30 protein-coding genes are annotated in these 18277 nt (G+C 41.3%); 3 read left to right on the top strand and 27 right to left on the bottom strand.

What is annotated here, in order from left to right; all coding sequences use genetic code 11:
- Positions 1-34: 34 nt before the first annotated feature.
- The 3 genes from BV60_RS0102330 to BV60_RS0102320 are packed head-to-tail and all read right to left on the bottom strand — an operon-like array spanning position 35 to position 2581.
- Positions 35-244 carry a hypothetical protein gene (locus BV60_RS0102330; RefSeq protein WP_029319213.1) on the bottom strand — a complete coding sequence of 70 codons (210 nt, stop codon included), beginning with the start codon at positions 242-244 and terminating at the stop codon, positions 35-37.
- On the bottom strand, positions 234-1076 hold the full coding sequence (locus BV60_RS0102325; protein WP_029319211.1) for a DegV family protein: 843 nt from the start codon (positions 1074-1076) through the stop codon (positions 234-236). The genes BV60_RS0102330 and BV60_RS0102325 overlap by 11 nt, the downstream gene beginning before the upstream one ends.
- Before the next feature lie 17 nt (positions 1077-1093).
- Complete coding sequence (locus BV60_RS0102320) at positions 1094-2581, bottom strand: radical SAM protein (protein WP_035777023.1); 1488 nt, start codon at positions 2579-2581, stop codon at positions 1094-1096.
- A 93-nt stretch (positions 2582-2674) separates the two neighbouring features.
- On the opposite strand from BV60_RS0102320, the gene BV60_RS23995 reads away from it, so the two are divergent.
- Both BV60_RS23995 and BV60_RS0102315 read left to right on the top strand, forming a co-directional pair.
- Positions 2675-2806 carry a hypothetical protein gene (locus tag BV60_RS23995; protein ID WP_255358081.1) on the top strand — a complete coding sequence of 44 codons (132 nt, stop codon included), beginning with the start codon at positions 2675-2677 and terminating at the stop codon, positions 2804-2806.
- Positions 2799-3329: a TetR/AcrR family transcriptional regulator gene (locus BV60_RS0102315; RefSeq protein WP_197029509.1), complete on the top strand. Its 531-nt coding sequence runs from the start codon at positions 2799-2801 to the stop codon at positions 3327-3329. Before BV60_RS23995 ends, BV60_RS0102315 begins: the two co-directional genes overlap by 8 nt.
- Positions 3330-3411: 82 nt before the next feature.
- Here the strand turns inward: BV60_RS0102315 and BV60_RS0102310 are convergent, their stop codons facing one another.
- From BV60_RS0102310 to BV60_RS20765, 3 genes are all read right to left on the bottom strand, one after another.
- Positions 3412-4029 carry a flavodoxin family protein gene (locus tag BV60_RS0102310; RefSeq protein WP_029319207.1) on the bottom strand — a complete coding sequence of 206 codons (618 nt, stop codon included), beginning with the start codon at positions 4027-4029 and terminating at the stop codon, positions 3412-3414.
- Positions 4030-4048: 19 nt separating this feature from the next.
- A complete protein-coding gene (locus BV60_RS0102305) occupies positions 4049-4906 on the bottom strand; it encodes an aldo/keto reductase (protein WP_029319205.1) in 858 nt (285 codons plus the stop codon).
- A 133-nt stretch (positions 4907-5039) separates the two neighbouring features.
- Positions 5040-5396 (bottom strand): flavodoxin, encoded by a 357-nt coding sequence (locus tag BV60_RS20765; protein ID WP_051656461.1) that lies wholly within the window; start codon positions 5394-5396, stop codon positions 5040-5042.
- 133 nt (positions 5397-5529) lie between these two features.
- Between BV60_RS20765 and BV60_RS20760 the strand changes: the two genes are divergently transcribed.
- A complete protein-coding gene (locus tag BV60_RS20760) occupies positions 5530-6228 on the top strand; it encodes a LysR family transcriptional regulator (protein WP_051656460.1) in 699 nt (232 codons plus the stop codon).
- Between the two features lie 305 nt (positions 6229-6533).
- Here the strand turns inward: BV60_RS20760 and BV60_RS0102290 are convergent, their stop codons facing one another.
- The 21 genes from BV60_RS0102290 to BV60_RS23410 form a co-directional block, all read right to left on the bottom strand.
- Positions 6534-6827 carry a hypothetical protein gene (locus BV60_RS0102290; protein WP_029319204.1) on the bottom strand — a complete coding sequence of 98 codons (294 nt, stop codon included), beginning with the start codon at positions 6825-6827 and terminating at the stop codon, positions 6534-6536.
- A 2-nt stretch (positions 6828-6829) separates the two neighbouring features.
- Entirely contained in the window at positions 6830-7261 is a 432-nt protein-coding gene (locus tag BV60_RS0102285) for a DUF6017 domain-containing protein (protein WP_156035919.1), read from the bottom strand.
- Between the two features lie 128 nt (positions 7262-7389).
- A complete protein-coding gene (locus BV60_RS20755; RefSeq protein WP_051656459.1) occupies positions 7390-7890 on the bottom strand; it encodes a replication initiator protein A in 501 nt (166 codons plus the stop codon).
- A gap of 9 nt (positions 7891-7899) precedes the next feature.
- The gene (locus BV60_RS0102275) at positions 7900-8307 is read right to left on the bottom strand and encodes a replication initiator protein A (protein WP_051656458.1); all 408 of its coding nucleotides are present in this window, start codon (positions 8305-8307) and stop codon (positions 7900-7902) included.
- Positions 8297-9283 (bottom strand): ParB/RepB/Spo0J family partition protein, encoded by a 987-nt coding sequence (locus tag BV60_RS0102270; protein ID WP_029319198.1) that lies wholly within the window; start codon positions 9281-9283, stop codon positions 8297-8299. The genes BV60_RS0102275 and BV60_RS0102270 overlap by 11 nt, the downstream gene beginning before the upstream one ends.
- Before the next feature lie 14 nt (positions 9284-9297).
- Complete coding sequence (locus BV60_RS0102265; protein WP_029319196.1) at positions 9298-10080, bottom strand: ParA family protein; 783 nt, start codon at positions 10078-10080, stop codon at positions 9298-9300.
- Positions 10068-10319: a DUF6462 family protein gene (locus BV60_RS0102260; RefSeq protein WP_029319195.1), complete on the bottom strand. Its 252-nt coding sequence runs from the start codon at positions 10317-10319 to the stop codon at positions 10068-10070. Before BV60_RS0102260 ends, BV60_RS0102265 begins: the two co-directional genes overlap by 13 nt.
- 2 nt (positions 10320-10321) lie before the next feature.
- Entirely contained in the window at positions 10322-10669 is a 348-nt protein-coding gene (locus BV60_RS0102255; protein ID WP_330376171.1) for a DUF6462 family protein, read from the bottom strand.
- Between the two features lie 454 nt (positions 10670-11123).
- Positions 11124-12371, bottom strand: coding sequence for a site-specific integrase (locus BV60_RS0102250; RefSeq protein ID WP_029319193.1), 1248 nt, complete (start codon positions 12369-12371; stop codon positions 11124-11126).
- 128 nt (positions 12372-12499) lie between these two features.
- A complete protein-coding gene (locus BV60_RS0102245) occupies positions 12500-12772 on the bottom strand; it encodes a DUF6462 family protein (RefSeq protein WP_029319192.1) in 273 nt (90 codons plus the stop codon).
- Between the two features lie 42 nt (positions 12773-12814).
- Positions 12815-13399 (bottom strand): hypothetical protein, encoded by a 585-nt coding sequence (locus tag BV60_RS0102240; protein WP_029319191.1) that lies wholly within the window; start codon positions 13397-13399, stop codon positions 12815-12817.
- 129 nt (positions 13400-13528) lie between these two features.
- Complete coding sequence (locus BV60_RS0102235; RefSeq protein WP_255358140.1) at positions 13529-13765, bottom strand: helix-turn-helix domain-containing protein; 237 nt, start codon at positions 13763-13765, stop codon at positions 13529-13531.
- 229 nt (positions 13766-13994) lie between these two features.
- Positions 13995-14648 carry a hypothetical protein gene (locus BV60_RS0102230; RefSeq protein WP_156035918.1) on the bottom strand — a complete coding sequence of 218 codons (654 nt, stop codon included), beginning with the start codon at positions 14646-14648 and terminating at the stop codon, positions 13995-13997.
- 160 nt (positions 14649-14808) lie between these two features.
- Positions 14809-15210, bottom strand: coding sequence for a helix-turn-helix domain-containing protein (locus BV60_RS0102225; protein WP_029319188.1), 402 nt, complete (start codon positions 15208-15210; stop codon positions 14809-14811).
- Positions 15211-15688: 478 nt separating this feature from the next.
- Complete coding sequence (locus BV60_RS0102220) at positions 15689-15958, bottom strand: hypothetical protein (protein ID WP_029319187.1); 270 nt, start codon at positions 15956-15958, stop codon at positions 15689-15691.
- A gap of 165 nt (positions 15959-16123) precedes the next feature.
- Positions 16124-16318, bottom strand: a complete 195-nt coding sequence (locus tag BV60_RS0102215; RefSeq protein ID WP_029319186.1) for a hypothetical protein — start codon at positions 16316-16318, stop codon at positions 16124-16126.
- Between the two features lie 65 nt (positions 16319-16383).
- Positions 16384-16539 (bottom strand): hypothetical protein, encoded by a 156-nt coding sequence (locus BV60_RS22960; RefSeq protein ID WP_156035917.1) that lies wholly within the window; start codon positions 16537-16539, stop codon positions 16384-16386.
- Positions 16523-16840 carry a hypothetical protein gene (locus tag BV60_RS0102205; RefSeq protein ID WP_029319185.1) on the bottom strand — a complete coding sequence of 106 codons (318 nt, stop codon included), beginning with the start codon at positions 16838-16840 and terminating at the stop codon, positions 16523-16525. The genes BV60_RS22960 and BV60_RS0102205 overlap by 17 nt, the downstream gene beginning before the upstream one ends.
- A gap of 177 nt (positions 16841-17017) precedes the next feature.
- Entirely contained in the window at positions 17018-17269 is a 252-nt protein-coding gene (locus tag BV60_RS23415) for a hypothetical protein (RefSeq protein WP_051656457.1), read from the bottom strand.
- Positions 17270-17790: 521 nt separating this feature from the next.
- Entirely contained in the window at positions 17791-18066 is a 276-nt protein-coding gene (locus tag BV60_RS21555; protein WP_442856310.1) for an AlkZ-related protein, read from the bottom strand.
- Positions 18044-18277 (bottom strand): AlkZ-related protein (locus tag BV60_RS23410; protein WP_330376169.1); only part of this gene is annotated, 234 nt, incomplete at its 5' end. The genes BV60_RS21555 and BV60_RS23410, both read right to left, overlap by 23 nt.

Below are 18277 nucleotides of genomic sequence, written 5' to 3'. Positions count from 1 at the left end.
TTCACATGTAGTTTCAATTCTTGATACCATAACCTCATTCCTTTTCAACAAATTGAATAGGCTGGAATCTGTCAGAATATACCAGTTCTACATACGCATTTTCGCTGTTGGGGTCAGTCTCATTAGGATTCCTAATTATATCTCCATAAAGCTTGAAGTCCCATATCTTGCTGCCTTCTCCCTGAATTCCCGTAGCACCACTGAACCATTTAATAAGCGAAATATCTTTCTTATCATTTGGCAATAAACAGCACCCCTAGTGTTCCCGGACCACAGTGCGACGAAACAACACTTCCTGCGCGGGTCTCAAGGATTTCTTTGAACACGCCAAGACTACCCAGATATTCTCTCACAGATTCAACCACTTTCCTGTCGCATCCGGAATGGGTTATAAATACGCGCTCCGGTCTGGCATTTTTCAGGTCAGCTTCCATGTCCCTGACATAATCAAGTACATAGCGTCTGCTTGATCCGCGATATTTCTTTTCCGGATGCATGGCCCCGTCAGATACAGCGATACGCGGATGGATCTTCAACGCTGTTCCAAAGAAGGCAGCAAGGCCAGAACAGCGACCGCCCCTATGTAGATAAACAAGGGTATCTATCACAAAGCTTGCACGAACTTTATCTTTGGTTTTCTCTATCTCGCTTGCTATTTCTTTTGCTGTCTTTCCTTCTTTTGCCAGCTCTGCAGCATACACTACCAATAGTCCGATACCTGTGGAAAGATTTGCAGAATCAATAACATGAACTCTGTCAGACATGCCAAGATCTTCTGCAGCAAGTCTGACATTGTTAAAGTTTGCCGACATTGAAGATGATATCGTGAAAATAACGTATTCATCTGTTTCTGACGGATCCAGGTATTTGGAAATATCCTCAATGCTGGCCGCTGCTGTCTTGAGCGTTTCTCCATGTTCATCAGACCATTTATGGATCTGTTCGGGAGAAATATTGACGCCATCGAGATATTCCACATCCCCGAGTCTTACATATAGCGGGATTATACCGATGTCGTATTTTTGAATCAATTCCGGTGACAGATCACAGGTACTATCTGACAGAATTTTTATCATTATTTTCCCCCAGGCAATTATGCGCCTCTGTTCTCTTTCTTCTTGGATTCCTTAACATCAGGAAATTCCAGTTTTTCTGCGCTTTCTATATTTTCTTTTGCATAGTTCTCGTAAGATTTTCTGTAGTGCTTCTGGTGAGCCCAGATATCATCAGCTACAGGTCCCCACTCTTTTGAATAATTATCACATTTTGCGCAGAGGTGTTCAACGCTTTCTTCTGATTCTTCATTGGTGCCATGGGCTCCGGATCTTGCTACCATCTCTCTAAGAAGCTCGGGATTTTCAAGCATAGGACATGGCCTTAAATGATTCTTATTAAAGGGCTGTCCCTTATGATATTCCATGAAAAGAGGGCTCTTTAGCATCTCAAGGATTGAGTGAGTATGGATATTGGTGTTGGAGAAGTGGACAAATACGCAGGGCTCAGCATCTCCGCTTGAATTGATGTGGAAGTAGTTTCTTCCGCCAGCGATACAGCCACCAACAGCTTCCCCGTCATTTTGGAAATCCATTGGGAAGAATCCGATATCGCACTTATCACTTCTAAGGAACCTGATCTGTTCCACCATCTTTTTTCTCTGCTCTACTGTTGGCATAAGCTCTGGAACAGCATTGTTACCAACCGGCATGTAGTGGAAGAAGAATCCGAATCTTGCGCTTTTTTCAGCTATGAACTCGATGAATTTAGGATCAGTTACTGCATCGATATTATTCCTTGTATAGCAGATGGAAGTGCCATATACAATTCCGTATTTCTTAAACAGGTCCATGGCTTTCATAACAGCATCGTAGTGACCAATTCCACGTCTTGCATCATTAGTATCCGGAGTACCTTCGATAGAAAGCTGGAACGTGATGTTTCCAAGCCTTACTACTTCCTTGCAGAAGTCCTCGTCGATTAAAGTGGAGTTATCAAAAATAGAAAACTCTACATCATTGTGCTTTTCAGCAAGGCGGAGCACATCCTTCTTTCTGACAAGAGGCTCACCTCCTGTCATCATGTAAAGGTAAACACCCAGCTCTTTTCCCTGGGTAACGATCTTATCCATGTCTTCAAAAGAAAGATTGTGCTTGGGGCCGTAGGTTCCGGACCAGCAGCCCTGACAGTGCATGTTGCAGGCACTTGTTGGATCAAAGAGAATAAGCCATGGTATATTGCAGCCATACTTTTCCCTGTTAGCCCTTATCATCTTAGTGCCTCTGAAAAAGGCCTCATAACCAAGGTTGAGCATTGTCATCTTGGCAACATGAGGATCTGTCTCATCAACTACTTTATTCAGAAACTTGACCCATCTGTTATCGGGATCCTTAAAAGCATTCCTTACCTGATCAAGCTTTTCTTTTCTTGTGGCATCTTTCCCCCAAAATTTCTCTGCCTGGTCCACGAGCTTTAAGTATGTTGCTGTTCTGTTCTCAGACTTATCCAGATTTGCAAGAAATCTGTCTATCAAAATACTGAATGCCTGTCTCTGTGCCTTGTGAGAAATAGTTTCTATAACCTGCATACTTGTTTTGCCTCCCCATGTAGTGTTACAATCATTCTGATGTTACAAGTGTAACTCCGCCAAAAGACGAATACAACGGCTCTGAGCTCGGACATGACAGTAGCAATACCATTTGGAGCGATGTTACATAATCGTACATTTTGTAACAGCGAGGAAAAGAAATATGACTACCACAAAAGAACCTTTGACAGAAATGCAGAAAAAAGATGTTCTGCGGATGAATAATAAAGAATCTAACCAGCTGACAAGAGAATGTCTTCAGCTTGCGCTGATGCACCTTATGGGAGAACACCCATATGAAAAAATCACCGTCAGCGAGATCGTGCGTCGTGCCGGAGTGTCAAGAACGGCATTCTACCGTAACTATGCAGACAAAGAAGATATTTTGCATGAACTGGGAAACAAACTTATAAAAAGGATTGCTGATATCAGCGAAAAACCAGAGTTTCACGAGAACCCTCATCGGTGGTTTGAAGATGTTTTTAGAACTGTCCGTGAGGATAAGGAAACCATTACCTTATTTGATCAGGCAGGTATATTACAGCGTGAACTCTTTTCCGGAAGATCCATTTCAGAGCTTCTCTACCCTGCAACAGATACCGAGACAAAGTACATCAGGCTCGCTTCAGAAGCAGCTTTTTTCCAGATACTTATCAGTTGGTTCAGGGACGGGATGCATGAAAGCGAAGAGCATATGGCAGATATCTGCGTATATGTCTTTGAGAACACACTGAAAAAACTGCCATAAGATAAATTGGTGCGCATACGGAAACTTGAACCTCCCATTCCCTCACCACCACTAGACAGTTTAATTCCGATAGTATAACTTTCTACCTAATGAAATGTGTCCACTGATGTTCTTCCTTCTCAGGAAGTCCATACTTTTCTTTTCCAAGAGCGATGCTCTTCATAAGGAAAGTCATGTTTCTTGCAAGCGTTCGCATGGTCTGAAGACCTTCCAGATCCTGCTCCGCCTCTCCCTTTTCTCTGCCATGAACACTGTTCCAGTACTGGCTTGATGCAACAGGCATTCCACTGATTGTGAAATACTTATTGAGTTCATCATATGTAGCAGAACAGCCACCACGTCTTGCTATAGCTACTGATGCTCCTACTTTCATTGTCTTGTCAAAATGAGTGCTGAAGAAAAGTCTGTCAAGACATGAGATAAGCGTACCATTAGCTGATGCAAAATAAACTGGTGATGCCACTACCAGACCGTCAGCCTCCTCAAATTTCGGAGCAAGTTCATTTACCACATCATTAAATACACACTTGCCTTTTTCGGCACATGCGCGGCATGCAATGCAGCCCCTGATATCCTTGTTTCCGACAAAAACAACTTCCGTCTCTATGCCTTCTGATTCAAACACCTTTACCATTTCATCAAGAGCAATACTTGTGTTTCCGCCCACTCTGGGGCTTCCGTTAATGATAAGTACCTTCATAAAAAACCTCCCTCTCCAATCAATGCAGATTCAGTACGAACTTCACAAACTCAGGACTATCATGGTTTACGATCTCGCTGTGTCCCAGATCCTTTGCAGCCACCTTAGCCATCTCTTCATCAGTGAGTTCAAAATCCCAGATATCGATGTTCTGTTCCATTCTCTCCACATGCACTGACTTGGGGATGATGGAAACACCTCGCTGGGCATTCCACTTCAAAGCAACCTGAGCTGCACTCTTATCATACTTCTTTCCAATCTCTGTAAGAACAGGATCTGTGAAAATCCCATGTTTTCCTTCTGCAAGAGGTCCCCAGGCCTGAGGAACAACGCCATAAGCCTTCATATTCTCAATTGCTGCTTCCTGTGCAAAGAAGGGATGAAGCTCTACCTGATTTACAGCCGGAATTACTTCTACTGTCTCGCAGAGGTTTGTAAGAATAGCAGGATAGAAATTTGCTACACCTATAGCCTTTGCCAGACCTTCCTTGTATGCCTTTGTGATCCCGCGGTAAGCTGCGAAGTAATCACCCATTGGCTGATGAAGGAGAATGAGGTCTGCATAATCGAGTTCCATCTTGCCAAGCGATGTCTTTACAGCTTCATAAGCAGCTTCCTCACTCTTCATGTCGTTTACCCACACTTTGGTGGTTATGAAAAGCTCTTCCCTTGTGGTCAGACCATCAGAAATAGCACGGGCAACTGCTTTTCCAACAGCTTCTTCATTTGCATACGCGGCTGCAGTATCGATAAGACGGTATCCAGTCTTGATAGCGTTATAAACTACCTCTTCGCATTCTTTTAAGTCCGGAATCTGAAATACTCCGAATCCCTCAAGTGGCATCTTTGCTCCTGTGTTAAGTGTAATGTACTCCATAATAGAAATCCTCCTTCTTATCTGAAATTATTCTGTTTGAGCCATTCATCCAGCCCTTCTATTTCCTTGTTAAATAGTCCTGCAACAACATCCGCATTTCTTGCTGACGCTTTTGCATCCTTAAGTGATGTGGTCATGTAGTTATGATCATCTGTATAAGAGTTCGCAAAAAGATAAATCTTTTTCCTTTCCAGTCCGGATAGGATTCCAAAAATCTCCATACAGGAAGCGGTGATGTGTACCACCAGATAGGAAATGCCAGAATCAAGCTGTCGTATTTTTCCACATCCGGAAGAGGTGTCTTTATCTCCGGTCTTATCTTCTTTTCTATCTCTTCCTTTGCCTCTCTATATGCACAGGTGTTGTAATCTTCACTGTAGGGTACCTTTCGCTCGATCCTGAACATATCGGCTCCGGTCTTCGCCACAATCCGTTTGGCAATCTTCTCTGTATTTCCGCTCCATGAGAAATACGCTACAAGTGTCTTCATTTAAACCGCCTCCTGTTTTATATGCGATGTTTATGTTCTATGTTTTGATGATACCCCGTATATTCAGCTGTGTAAAATTGAACTTTCGTATTATAATATACTTGTTGCGTATATTAATCATTGGGAGTATATCATGATCGAGACATATCTTTTGGAGCATCTTGTAGCTTTTAAGAATCACAGAACATTATCCGAAGCAGCAGAAGCACTTCATCTTACGCAGCCTACACTTACCAGATCCATGAGCAAGCTCGAGGACGAGTTTGGAGTAAAGCTTTTTGAGAGGGAGAAAAAAAGACTGTATCTTAATGATACAGGTAAGGTAGCTGCAGAATATGCAGAAGATATTCTTCACATGCATGAGGCCATGGAAGAACAGGTACGTCTTTCTGACAGAAGAAGCAAGACCATAACTGTAGGATCCTGTGCACCTGGTCCGCTTCTTGAGCTGATGCCAAGACTATCAACGACATTTTCTAATATGGCATTATCAACAGAGATGACAGATGAAGAAACCCTTATTACAGGGATTAATAACAAAACATATCAGATGATAATACTCAACCATCAGCTTGAAGGTGAGCTTTATCATTCCCAGCACTGCGGCTCAGAACACCTTTGTGCATCACTAATACCGGAGCATAAACTTGCATATGAAAGCTCCATCACGTTCAAGCAAATGGATGGTGAAAGTTTTCTCATGGTATCTGAAGTCGGAGTATGGGATGCCATCGTCCGAAAACATATGCCAAAGTCGAAGTTTCTTCTTCAATCGGGAACAGAATCCTTATGGAAGTCGCAGAGACTTCGTCCTTCCTGCCTTCTCGACTGACCTAACCAATCGCGTTCTTGGAATGCGTCACAACAGATTTTCTGTTCCATTTTCTGATAAAGATGCACAGATGGACTTCTACTGTATTTGTCTGAAGTCAGAGTATAAGAATTACATAAACTGGTTCAAGAGATTATGATATTTCTTCATACAATGAATCTCCGGAGTGGCGCGCAAAGTGGGACTTGCTCCCGTGACCCTCACACTGCCAGTGTGATGCGCTCCCAACTGCGCTAATGCCCCAGACCTCATGTATATGAAGTCAGCGTGCTACGAAAAATAACACTTCCATTCGATTATATCACTTATGATGCCAGTATTTCGCTGATTTTATCGCCAATTCCTTCAAGCGCCATTCCAACTGCAACAGCAGCAAAAGTTATGAGGAATGCTCCGAATGACATACCAACAGAAATGGCTACTGCCCCCCACATCTGCTTGCTGACATACATGATGATTATTACAAGCATCGCAAGGTAAAATAGCCCCAGGATAACGCAGCCGATCCTTGAAAGCAGTTCCACCCATGTCCTGATGAAGCATACCATCAAGAATACCGGTAACAATATGATTTTCAGTAAAAGCTTTAAAACAAACATTTTTACCCCTCCATAAAATCTTCATAATCCGCATTGTTATTGTCAGCCACCTTTTGATAATTACTCTGTGCACCCTCATTGCATTCAGCCTCAAACTGCATATCTGCTGTCCCGGACACATTAAACAGCATTGCAAGAAGGTATGCCCTAGAATTATTTGGTGTCTTTTTGAGCTTAGACCAGTTCTCTATCACTGTTTCAAGCTGGAATCTGTTAAGCTTCATAAAGCGACCTTTAACTACATTCAGCTCTCTTTCTTCTCCAGCGATTGTGATTGTGCTGCGTCTTGAAGTAAGCACATCAACAATCAGATCCTCAAGTCCACGTACTTTGCTTTCCCAATGCGGATATGCACTGCAGATAGAATCAGTCCCTATGTCTTCCCTGACATACAATCTTGTAGCTGTTTCATCAGAGTCACATCCCATCCCCATCAATCGTCGAAGCCTTAGTATTACTTGGATAGATATGGATAAGATTATTATTATTAATTTTATTTTTATTAATAATATTCTTATTAGGGTCCCGATTATAAACTTCTAGAGTGTTAGAATTTAAACTTCTAGAAGTCCCATTTATAAACTTCTTGAAGTTTACATTTTGGGATTCTGAAACTTCCGTTTTTTCTTCTGAATCCCCTATTAATAAACTTCTGAACTGGAACAGTATCTTCGTTTTCATATTCATCTGCAGAGTAATCGTATTTTGCCTCAACTATTCTCATGACATAAATTCGAGATTGCCTTCCCTGGCCACACTTCACACGTTCTATAAGCCCGATTCCATTGTCCGTATCAAGCTCTTCCAAGACTTTAAAAGCTGTATTTCTGCCCACATTAAGCTCCTCCTGAATACTCTCAATAGAGAAATATATGAAGGTTTTACCATCTTTATCGATCTGATTATTTATAGCTGATAATTTCATCCTATCCAGCATAATTCCATATAGAACCTTAGCATTTGAAGATAGCTTTTTTAGTTCCGGATCATGTTGAAGTGCTTTCGGTAAGACTATAAAGCAATTTGAAGCAGGCTCTTTTCCGTTAAAATACTCAAATTTCATTTCCCCTTTTTATCCCCTTCCTTTATCCAGAGATGCAATTTTTGCACCTCTGGAACCATTATCTTCATCCTTGTAGATGAAATTCTTAACGTAGTACAGATTGGGCATACCCTGTCCTCTTGTTTCTATATCAAGGATCCCTATCTCCTCCAACTGTTTTAATGCCGCACTGATTGTTCTTGTAGAGAGCCCTATATCCTTATGCATCTGTTCCAACGGGTATATTACGTAGAGTCTTCCCAATTCATCTCTCCACCCATTTCTGACTGCCATCTTTATTCTCTGAAGCAAAATTCCATAAACAACTTTCGCTTCTATAGATAAGGACTCAAATGCATCATCCAAAAACATAAGTAGTGGTATCTCAACCATGGCATATTGCATGGCCTGCCTGCCGTAATGATAATCAAGTTTCATCCTGTACCTCCTTTTGTGATTCTTTCCACTGCGCCAAGAGTTCAAGGATTATTCTTTCTCGTTCTCTTGCTGGCATGTGTGACGGAAAATATTTATTCAGCTTCTTTTCTGAGATAGCTACTTTTCCGCTTATCTTAGGTTCAGGCAATGCAGCATTCATAACCTGTATGACTGTATATTGCGTGAGATTATCCAGATTGGGATGATTCTTCAGCGCTTCAATCTGTTCCTGTTTTAAGAAGCCATTTTCGAGACGATACTCATAAACCCATCTTTGAACATCCTTATCAAAATATGAAATCTCTGCCCCAAGACCAATTGCGATTTTCTTTTCGTCGACCATATCCAATAATTCCGGAAGAAGTTCTGTAAGACGGATATATTTTTTTACTTGTGTTTTACCCATTCCATATTCTTCACCTGCAATGGCTGCAGCTTCTTTCTTACGGGTTCCATCAGCTGCGGATTCATCATTTAACTTCCGCCGCTCAGTGGCGGAAGTACCTTCATCCAACTTTCGCCACTCAGTGGCGGAAGTCAAATCTGTCCTTGCACCCTGTCTTCTCATGACATCCATTTTCATCTTTAAGGAAAAAGCCCTTTCACTTGGAAGTATTTCCTCTCGCTGGACATTACTATCGACCATTGCTATTACAGCTTCATCATCAGACAGTTCCTTTACAATTGCCGGGAGTGTATCTACCCCAGCTATCACAGCTGCATGCATTCTTCTGTGTCCTGAAATCATTTCATAACCACCATTGTTATCCGGTCTGACAAGTACAGGGGAAAGAATTCCGTTTATCTTAACGCTTTCAACCAGTTCTGACATTTTCTCATCATCAATAACCTTGAAAGGATGATCCTTGAACGGATGGATCTTATCTATCTTTATTTCCTCTGTACCGTCCTTAAATGTTGGAGCCCCAAGAAGCTCATCTACAGTTTCAAAATGTATCTTTTCTCTTTTAGCCATAATCGAAGTCCCCCTTATGAATTACTTGAAACAAAATCTGTAAGTTCCATATATGCTCCGGCAACCTTGCCCTTCGGGTCATACTCGTAAATACTCTTGCTCATTGCAGAAGTCTCTGTAGCTCTTATTGAAAGCGGTATCTCTGCAGGAAGTACTCTCAGAGTTTTTCCATAAACTTCATTGACCTCAGCTATTATCTCTTTTGCATAGTTGGTTCTCTTATCCACCATGGTTAAAAGAATTCCTTCTATTTCAAGTTTTGAATTGAGCCTTCGCTTTACGGTATAAATCGTTTTAAGAAGTGCCTGGAGTCCCTTTACAGGGAGGAATGCTGCAGCACATGGGATCAGGCAGCTATCAGCACATGCAAGTGCGTTTACTGTCATTACTCCAAGTGATGGCATGCAGTCGATTATGACATATGAATATTGGTTCTTTATCTGTTCTATATAATCTCTGAGCACAAGTTCTCTGCTCATGACATTAACAAGTGATACCTCTGCAGCTGAAAGCCCGATATTTGAGGGAAGCAGGTCAAGGTTTTCACTATGATGCAGGATTGCATAGCCTTCCGGTATATCTTCCTCGTTTACAATCTTTTCGATCACGTCTACAATAGTGACATCAAGATTATCTGGTTCCCTATAGCCAAGGCAGATTGAAAGACTTGCCTGGGGATCGTTATCGATAAGGAGCACCTTATGTCCCTTATTTGCGAGACCTATACCAAGGTTCATGGCGGTTGTGGTCTTAGCTACCCCACCTTTCTGATTTGCGATTGCGATTACTTTGCACATACTTTTTTCCTCCCGTCTTTTCCGTTTTTTCTGAGATAATCCTCAATGATTGATCTTTTGATAAGAACCTTTTTATGTAATTTGTAAATTGCTCCGGCTCTGTCAGCAGCCCTTGTGACTGATTTATAACTCATCTGGTAATAGTAGATTGCCATTTTGATAGTGATGAAACTTCTCTGTGCAAACAGGATATCTTCATCATCTATCTGATCTGAGAACATCCATATCGTTCCAAACATGCTCAACCCTCCCTGTCCTCTAATACCTTTTTCTCTCTATTTCCATTTGTCTGATAGAGACCGGCAGGCTGATGGAATTTTTCAAGGTATTCATCAAAAATATCCCTGTTTATCAGGACAATCCCATCTCTTCTGTAAATGGCTCCGCACTGATCAGCCATCTCAAGAAGCTTTTTGTGTTCCAGGCTGTAAACAAGCTCAGCATCTCGGTACCTTAAAAATTTCTTGTTCAATGTCCTTACCACAAGTTTTTCCTGAATTACGGTTCTTGTTTCTGTGTCTCGCTCATCTTCTGCCATGTAGTCCTTATTAATGTCAAAATGTGGTTCGTCTGCTTTTTTCTTTCCCATGATTTTTCTCCTTTTTATTTTTTGTGCCGAAGAGAATCATTCAGAAAAAGCCAAACAAAAAAGCTGCTTCTTAGAAATTTTTACTTTCTAAAAAGCAGCTTTCATTACTTAATGTAAGCCTATGTCTCTCTATGATCATTTTTGTCTATCTGACATAACTTGGTAAGTTTTAGCCACGTTAGACATCAAAGTGTTGTCAAATTGTTGTCAAAATCCGTATCCCATGCTTGGAAGCCGCATGGTTACTGGCTTTTTCAGTCGATGTGCTTTAGTGTCGGGATCTCATTTAAAATTCCTCCACCACCTGGAATGTCTTGGAAATACCTGATTTCCGGCTCTCCAAAACCATGACCGGTTCAGCCTATACTTGACATGTTTGACCGTCTATTTGTTGTCAAAGTGTTGTCAGATCTATTTTATTGTTGTCAAAAATGATCAGAGACAGTGTCGCTCTTTAAAAAGCATCATTCCATCTGTCTACTAACTTGTTGAAGGACACCTCGTTTCTTCTGTCGGATGAGTCAGCATAGACATCAAATGTTGTCACCACGCTCTTGTGACCCATGATCGACTGGATTACTTTGGGGTTGTCCTCAACTTCACAGAGTCTTGTAGCAAAAGTATGTCTGCAGATATGACATGTGAAATGAGGGATGATTATCGGTTCTCTCTTTTCTTTCTTTGCCTTAAGAATTTCCTCTGCGTTGTGATCCGTGTAAATTCTCTTGATCGCCCGATTGATATCTGCTGCAGTAAGGCAGCCTCCGTCTCTGTTCTGGAAGATGAAACCACTCATTCCATCTATCACAGTAGCGTTGAGACCATTGCCATCCAGCTGTAACTCTTTTTCGACCTCGAAAGCATCCTTGACAGAGCTCATCATCGGAATAGTTCTGATACCCGCCTTGGTCTTGGGAGTCGATACTCTCAGTCTGCACTCACCTGTCTTCCTGTCAGTATAATATGAAAGACTGTGATTAACGCTGATTCTTCTCTTCTCAAGATCAATGTCTTCCCATCTTAGGCCGATGCATTCGCCGATTCTCATTCCGGTACCAAAAAGCACCGTGAAGATTGGCCACCAATGATAGTATATAGGACTGTTTGCAACGTACTCCTTAAATGCTCTCTGCTCTTCAACTGTCAGAGCTTTTTTGGGTACAATCTCCACTCCTTCTCTTTTTGCAATCTTACCCATGATCTTATCGGAAGGATTCCTTCTTATTATATCATCCATCACCGCAAGATCGAAAATCGGATGAATGATACCATGCACTGATTCCAGTGTGTTATACGAAAGATTTCTCTCCTTCATAAGGAAATAATAAAACTGGAGAATGTCTGAGTGTTTCAGGTCAACAACTCTCTTGGATCCGAGGTTATCCTTGATATAGCGATCATACGTATACCAGTAATTGGCCTGTGTTGAACCCTTGAGATCACTTCTCGTTGACATGTACCTGTTAAAAGTAAAATCGATAGTAGCTCTTCCAGCAGCATAGATGTCTAACCCGTCTAGCTGGTCTCTCTTTAGTTCATCCTCCTTGCGCCTCAGTTCCATCAGATCTTTGGAATATATGTATTTCCTATTACCATAAGGATCTGTGTAGGTGTACTGATATCGCAGGTCAGATTTGCGTTGCAGCTCTCCTTTTCTCAGAGGCCGACCTCTAAAGTCTCTCTTTGTGTCAGATTTAGCCATGTTACCTCCAATTAATAAGGCTGGCTTAATCCGCATAGATTCTCCCTGGCACAATTCTATTATGACTCTATGAAAAGCGCACCGCAAGAACTAAATCGTATTAACCAACCCTTATTCTACCTATATGATTATCTTCTGAATGTCAGTAAATATTCCTCCAGCACCGGTCCGTCAATTCGGATCATAGTTGTGCTGTACTCAAGGTATGCACCACATTCTTTCGCAAGTCTCCTTATGGTCTTACGCTCCATACCGAAGTACTCCTCTGCCTCCGGATACTTGAAAAAGCGCTTGCAGGCGTTCCTTGTCTCCTCTACTTTACTTCTCTGATTCATCATAAAAGCTTCTCCCTTCTTTAGAAATATTTCTTCTTTATAGAAAATAGGGTTGGCTTTATCCATAAGACTCTCTGGCACGAGTCTATCATGACTCCGATTCGAGATTCATGCAACAGCTTTTTCCAGTACTGCGAAGTCTATTCCATTTCTCATTTCCCTTCCCGCACATGATCGTACTGTTTTTCTAGCTTCTTTTATTCTGGTCTTTACAGAATCATGTGTGAGTTTTTCAACCTCCGCCAGTGTCTCCACTGAAGCTTCCTTTGAAATATACTTTCGAAAAATCCTTCTGTTCTGCGGATCTAAGCAGTTTACCACATTGCTGACTCTGAAATAATCATTTCTCATTTTCTGCAATGTGATGATCTGCGTCCTGTGCTTCTCGAAATCATCTGTCCATCTGAGTATTCTGTAATACTCACCATTATGGATTGCCTTTTCAATTTCTTCCCTGTTTGCTGCATCACTTAGTGTGGGATTACTGATGTTTGAAGTCTGAACTCTTACACCGAGATTTCCCAGCTCCTCGCGTCTGTTGTAATCAATTTCTTCCTTAATAGTGACGCTCAAGTTTTTCTCGCAGCAGTCAACGATTGCTTCAAAGTTTGAGAAATTCCGCAATATCATGTCTACCCGTTTTTCGATGGAAGCTTCATGATAGTCTTCCACAATGTTTTCAAGATCTAGCATCTTGCCCCTCCTACAAATAACTTCTGTTTCCCCAGTTTTTTGGCTACATATATAATTTTAGCTAAAAACTACTGGCGGAAGGTTCACTGATATGCGGAATATCTCTTCTTTTTGCCGTATTTCTCTGCACTATGCAGTATTCTTACAGCTCGTACTATCTCGCCCTGTCAGTATCCAGTCCGTTGAAATATCAAACTCACCGGAATATTTGACCACCAGATCCAGCGGAACAAGCCTTGTCCCGGTTTCATATGCCGAGATTATCCTGCCACTGGACAGATTGAACAGTTTTGCCACCGCCTCTTGCGTTAGGCCTTCACTCATCCTGAGCACCCTGAGTCTCTCCCCGACTTTCCTATCAGGCATTTCCTTCATAAGCCATGTCTCCTCCTTTCTCAACAAAACACGGACATATTAGCACATAAATACCGGGATTTAGTCTCACTGAAATCTCAAATAAATCTCAATTAAGTCTCACGAAAATCTCACAAAAATCTCACGATAGTCTCATGAAAGTCTCACGATAGTCTCATGAAAGTCTCACATAAATTGGCATAGTTAAAGCCCGGTCCATTACGAACCGGGCTTTTCTGCTCTATACAAATACAAACTCTTCACTTATAGGCATATCTATAATATCTTCTTCAGGCCTGTCAACAATTCCTGCCTCGATATCTTCCTCTTCTCTCCTCTTGGCATATATCCACATGAGAATTCCAAATAGTACAATTCCGTCAGGGCGTCTCCTAAAATATGTTGCCCTGGATATTCCCATTCCTACGTAGATAGCCTTGCCGTCCTTCACATTGTTTTCGCCTCTTAGAAATAGATCCTTCAATATCCGTCTTATCTGTTTCCCCTGGTTACGGGCATCAAAATCTACATCATAGTCTGTTCCAGAGACACTACCATCAACAAGAAGCTCTATAAGGTCCAGTATCATAGTTGCTTTTTCCATAAACCATCTTGATGTGACCACATCCCAAACAAAGTCCTCATATTCTTCATCAGTATATGGTTTTTTCCCTTTGATGATTTCGATGTACCTTCTTCTGATGTTCTGCTTTTCCTGCTGAATAGAGCCAAAAGTCTTTTTCCTGAACTTGTTTCCTCTCAGCGGATCACTCTGTCCCTTCGCGTACCTCTCTAGAAGTTTACAAGAATGCTCATGAACTTTATTATATGACATGTTCTCCCTTCTGCAAAGTTCAATTGCCAGTGCATGCGCTGATATACGTTTCCTCCTCATTTTTTCATATCCCTCCATTGAAAAAACAACAGTTACATCCCCTCTAAAAAATCTATCAAAAAACCGGGGACAGCAGTTGTTTCCTGCTATCTCCGGTCTTATGATGTCTTAAAAACTAGTTGCTGCTAACTCCAAAATCTCCAAAAAACAAGCTTCTTAACTATATCTGCTCTGAATCATCTGCGCTGTCTTCTTTATTTTTCCTTCTTGCCAGTCGTTGCTTCTCTTTCTCATACGATGTACAGGCGTCGATAATATACTTCACAGCACTCTTCCCATACTCATCAAGTCTTCTATACTTTCTGACATAAAAATCTTCCGTAGGGTTGTCTGTTTCTATAAGAATGGTTGTCGCTTCAAAAACCTTTGAAATGTCAAGATCAGCTGCATCGATCATACGGATTACTGTCCTGAAATCGGGATCTTTCTTCCCGTTAAGAAAATCCTTGGCAGTGTTGTAACTCACTTCTGCTTTTTCGGCAAGTTCTGCCGCAGGAATATCCTCTTTTTTGATCGTATTCCTAATCCTGTTAACAAGTTCCTTAACATCGTTGTCATTCATAATGAATCCTCTCTTACACTAATGTATTTTAACAACGGCGTCAGGAATTGAGAATTACCATTCTAATGAGATTTAAGTATCATTACAGTGATACACGTTTGTTGAACATCACGTGGATATAGCAGAATATACACAAAAAACGGAAACACAATATATGTCATTGGTTCCCGTTGCAATTTCACAATCTCACTTTGATTCACATTCTTCTAATTACGCTGCCCCAATAAAACCATTCACCTTCCTCTCGAAATTTACCGTACCACCTCCTGTTCCAAATGAAGTAATCAATCCCCATTTCCGTAAGCGCCGGTGTCAACAAGTGAAGGCGGATAATGCTCTTACCCATAATAAGCTTATCAAACAACGTGGGTTATAACTTGTACTTGTCTAATAGATGCACAATAAAAAATACTGCAACACATTGTGTCACAGTATTTTCATCCAACTTTTTAATTACAACAACGGTAATTCACCCAGGCTAACTCTCAAAGCGTTCTTTAACAGGCCTTAAATTTGAGACAGGTACCTCATCAGTACAATAGCATTTATTATCCCTTTGTTTGGCTTTTTCCAACTCAAATTGAAGGTAATCATTTAAGCGACCATCTACAAAATTCTGTGATGAGAATTCTTCAATAAGCTCTGTATAACATTTGGCGCGTCTCATAATGTCTGCTTTTAACAGTCTTAAGCTATCCTTATTTGTAATCGATAACGTATCTGAATAATCATCATCGCCTTCAATCATTGCAGTTATCAGCGGTAAGGCAAAATATCTTCTACTCCGCGTGCCTCGTATGTATGAACTTGGGGCTTATAATAAGGCTCAAGTTCTGCCAGTGAAACTATTTCTATTTTTTTTTAACTAAAAAAAGGAGCAACCATCGACGATTGCTCCCGCTACTCTTCCCATTTAGTTCACATCCCATCCATTCATCTTTTTAAACATGTTAGTGAACTCGCCCGGCAGCTTGGATCTCATGCTGCCTTCCAAAACCATCATCCTTTTCTGCTGTCTTAATGGCACAGGCCCGTTCTCTGGAGTAGCAACAACAATATCCACAACCTCAACGTTATAATATCGCTCGCCTTTTCCTAAATGGAGCAAGGAACTGATCTCCGATATTTATATTGTTGCCCTCATAGAAATACCAGTAAGGTTCCTCGTCCGGATCAATTATGGATTTTACCGCAACAAAATATCTTCTCTTCAGGTCTTACTGTTATGGCAAATCTTGCCTCTCCATCAAATGCAAGAATAGTGTCTGTACCCAGCACATTTCTGAGCCAATCGGACATATCATGCAATGCCTTATCTGTTGTTGGCATCAAACCTCTTATACCTGTATGTATCATCTTTTTCATTAGTGAGTTCCAGATCCCAGTATGATTCATTAGGGCCTGGCCAGTCTACTTCAGCCTGCGACAGTTCATATCCTATGCAGGCAAGGAAATAGTTTGCAGCCTCAGGTGAAATCTTTTCCTGGAACTGACGAAGCTTCTCCTGCTTATTATTTTCATCCCGGTATCCCGAAAACCAGATCCTGCCATCTCTTGTTAATGTGAAATGTTGCTCTGTTTCCTCTATTGCTCTTGTTGGCTTGCCTTCTATCCTGTTTATGGGAAACAAGCTTCATCTTTGTAGCAAAATCCCTCAAAACGGCATGTGCCTAGATTCATACAGTACGTCCTCCGCTTTTAAATCCTTTGGATAACATTGGTTCCTATCACATCAGTAACGCTTTAAAAACCATACTCTGGATTCTATTATTCTTCCCTCTGCTCCGCCATATATATTCCCCAGTCCTTAAACTCTTCCAGGGATATCAAATACTGACTTGCCCTCTTCTTCGTACCGGCTGCAGATTCCGGGATTATCTTTGGAAATCACATCCCATCCCGTGACAAGGTTATCAACCCGCTCTATCTTGTGTTCTTCCAAAAATCCATCAAAACTGCTTATGTCCCTGCTGTATATCTGCAGAACATTATATTTACCAAACATGATCTCATCTGAGCTCTTATGACCTCCAAAGCCAAATGAGGAGAGTCCGTTCATTGTAAAGAAGGCTACCTATCCCCTCAAGAATGGCTACCGCTTCTTCTCTGGAGCAGCCATCAATGTAATAAACATCTCTGTGCAGCGACTCTACAACGCCTGGCTTTACTTCCTGTTTCATCATTCTGCTTTGGCAGGAGTTTCCAGTATAAAGAAAAGAGGTTCATCATGCATCGCTATAAAATGGATCAGTACATCCTCTATTTTCCCAATGCTCACATTTGCAGTTATGGAATTACCTGAGATCTCATAGCCTTCATGTAAAATCGTATCTAATGAAATCCTGCAGCCTTCTTTTAGTCTTAGTATCTCCGCCCATAATCCTTACCTTCCACAACATTGCTTCCAAGCTATAGAACACTTATCTTCTACTATTCCTTTAGTAATTTCCTAAGAACATCCTCATCCATCTTTGGTAATGCTTTTCTGATATGTTTTTATTATTCCTGTCCAAAGATTCCTCCGGACTCCTCTTATAAGCTGATCTGCAAGGCTTGTCGCCCCAGTAGTTTTCAGCTATATCATATCGGCAGTTGGCCCCAGCCGTATTCATCGCCATTCTTACGCTTACTGTATTCATAATTTACCGGCACAACAACATATGTCTGCATCTGAAGCCTGGTGATCACTGTCTCAAATCCCTTGTTTCCACCCTTTTTATAATTCAAGCTGTCCTTAATCTCCCGAGTCAGTATTGCTCCTTGTCCAGAAATAAGATCCACAACATCTTTATCCTTATATGGTGCAAGCCCGTCATCAAATCTGGCATCAAAGTCATAACCATCCCCTGCGGTAATTACAGAAGTCCGGCCATAGTTTCAAACTGATAAATCCAGCTTTTTTCTCAAAGAACTTGCCATAAACAAGCTCTTTGTTCTGAAGAACCTGTCCTTTCCAGTCCCAGGCATCCCAATGGATTTTCCCACTCCAGCGTCCCTGATACCATGCATCATATGAAATATTCTCTTCCAGCGAGAAGCCTTCAATCCTTCCTGAAAAGAATGGCAG

It is taken from the genome of Butyrivibrio sp. AE3004 (assembly GCF_000703165.1).
Lineage (GTDB): Bacteria > Bacillota > Clostridia > Lachnospirales > Lachnospiraceae > Butyrivibrio.
This window is presented reverse-complemented; position numbering and strand designations above follow the sequence as displayed.

What these genes read in the sequence shown, in the direction of transcription:
- BV60_RS0102325 (WP_029319211.1), bottom strand. Translation starts at nt 1,076, where the DNA reads ATGATAAAAATTCTGTCAGATAGTACCTGTGATCTGTCACCGGAATTG.
- BV60_RS0102320 (WP_035777023.1), bottom strand. Translation starts at nt 2,581, where the DNA reads ATGCAGGTTATAGAAACTATTTCTCACAAGGCACAGAGACAGGCATTC.
- BV60_RS23995 (WP_255358081.1), top strand. Translation starts at nt 2,675, where the DNA reads ATGACAGTAGCAATACCATTTGGAGCGATGTTACATAATCGTACATTT.
- BV60_RS0102315 (WP_197029509.1), top strand. Translation starts at nt 2,799, where the DNA reads ATGAATAATAAAGAATCTAACCAGCTGACAAGAGAATGTCTTCAGCTT.
- BV60_RS0102310 (WP_029319207.1), bottom strand. Translation starts at nt 4,029, where the DNA reads ATGAAGGTACTTATCATTAACGGAAGCCCCAGAGTGGGCGGAAACACA.
- BV60_RS0102305 (WP_029319205.1), bottom strand. Translation starts at nt 4,906, where the DNA reads ATGGAGTACATTACACTTAACACAGGAGCAAAGATGCCACTTGAGGGA.
- BV60_RS20765 (WP_051656461.1), bottom strand. Translation starts at nt 5,396, where the DNA reads ATGAAGACACTTGTAGCGTATTTCTCATGGAGCGGAAATACAGAGAAG.
- BV60_RS20760 (WP_051656460.1), top strand. Translation starts at nt 5,530, where the DNA reads ATGATCGAGACATATCTTTTGGAGCATCTTGTAGCTTTTAAGAATCAC.
- BV60_RS0102290 (WP_029319204.1), bottom strand. Translation starts at nt 6,827, where the DNA reads ATGTTTGTTTTAAAGCTTTTACTGAAAATCATATTGTTACCGGTATTC.
- BV60_RS0102285 (WP_156035919.1), bottom strand. Translation starts at nt 7,261, where the DNA reads ATGGGGATGGGATGTGACTCTGATGAAACAGCTACAAGATTGTATGTC.
- BV60_RS20755 (WP_051656459.1), bottom strand. Translation starts at nt 7,890, where the DNA reads ATGAAATTTGAGTATTTTAACGGAAAAGAGCCTGCTTCAAATTGCTTT.
- BV60_RS0102275 (WP_051656458.1), bottom strand. Translation starts at nt 8,307, where the DNA reads ATGAAACTTGATTATCATTACGGCAGGCAGGCCATGCAATATGCCATG.
- BV60_RS0102270 (WP_029319198.1), bottom strand. Translation starts at nt 9,283, where the DNA reads ATGGCTAAAAGAGAAAAGATACATTTTGAAACTGTAGATGAGCTTCTT.
- BV60_RS0102265 (WP_029319196.1), bottom strand. Translation starts at nt 10,080, where the DNA reads ATGTGCAAAGTAATCGCAATCGCAAATCAGAAAGGTGGGGTAGCTAAG.
- BV60_RS0102260 (WP_029319195.1), bottom strand. Translation starts at nt 10,319, where the DNA reads ATGTTTGGAACGATATGGATGTTCTCAGATCAGATAGATGATGAAGAT.
- BV60_RS0102255 (WP_330376171.1), bottom strand. Translation starts at nt 10,669, where the DNA reads ATGGGAAAGAAAAAAGCAGACGAACCACATTTTGACATTAATAAGGAC.
- BV60_RS0102250 (WP_029319193.1), bottom strand. Translation starts at nt 12,371, where the DNA reads ATGGCTAAATCTGACACAAAGAGAGACTTTAGAGGTCGGCCTCTGAGA.
- BV60_RS0102245 (WP_029319192.1), bottom strand. Translation starts at nt 12,772, where the DNA reads ATGGATAAAGCCAACCCTATTTTCTATAAAGAAGAAATATTTCTAAAG.
- BV60_RS0102240 (WP_029319191.1), bottom strand. Translation starts at nt 13,399, where the DNA reads ATGCTAGATCTTGAAAACATTGTGGAAGACTATCATGAAGCTTCCATC.
- BV60_RS0102235 (WP_255358140.1), bottom strand. Translation starts at nt 13,765, where the DNA reads ATGCCTGATAGGAAAGTCGGGGAGAGACTCAGGGTGCTCAGGATGAGT.
- BV60_RS0102230 (WP_156035918.1), bottom strand. Translation starts at nt 14,648, where the DNA reads ATGAGGAGGAAACGTATATCAGCGCATGCACTGGCAATTGAACTTTGC.
- BV60_RS0102225 (WP_029319188.1), bottom strand. Translation starts at nt 15,210, where the DNA reads ATGAATGACAACGATGTTAAGGAACTTGTTAACAGGATTAGGAATACG.
- BV60_RS0102220 (WP_029319187.1), bottom strand. Translation starts at nt 15,958, where the DNA reads ATGATTGAAGGCGATGATGATTATTCAGATACGTTATCGATTACAAAT.
- BV60_RS22960 (WP_156035917.1), bottom strand. Translation starts at nt 16,539, where the DNA reads ATGCCAACAACAGATAAGGCATTGCATGATATGTCCGATTGGCTCAGA.
- BV60_RS23415 (WP_051656457.1), bottom strand. Translation starts at nt 17,269, where the DNA reads ATGAACGGACTCTCCTCATTTGGCTTTGGAGGTCATAAGAGCTCAGAT.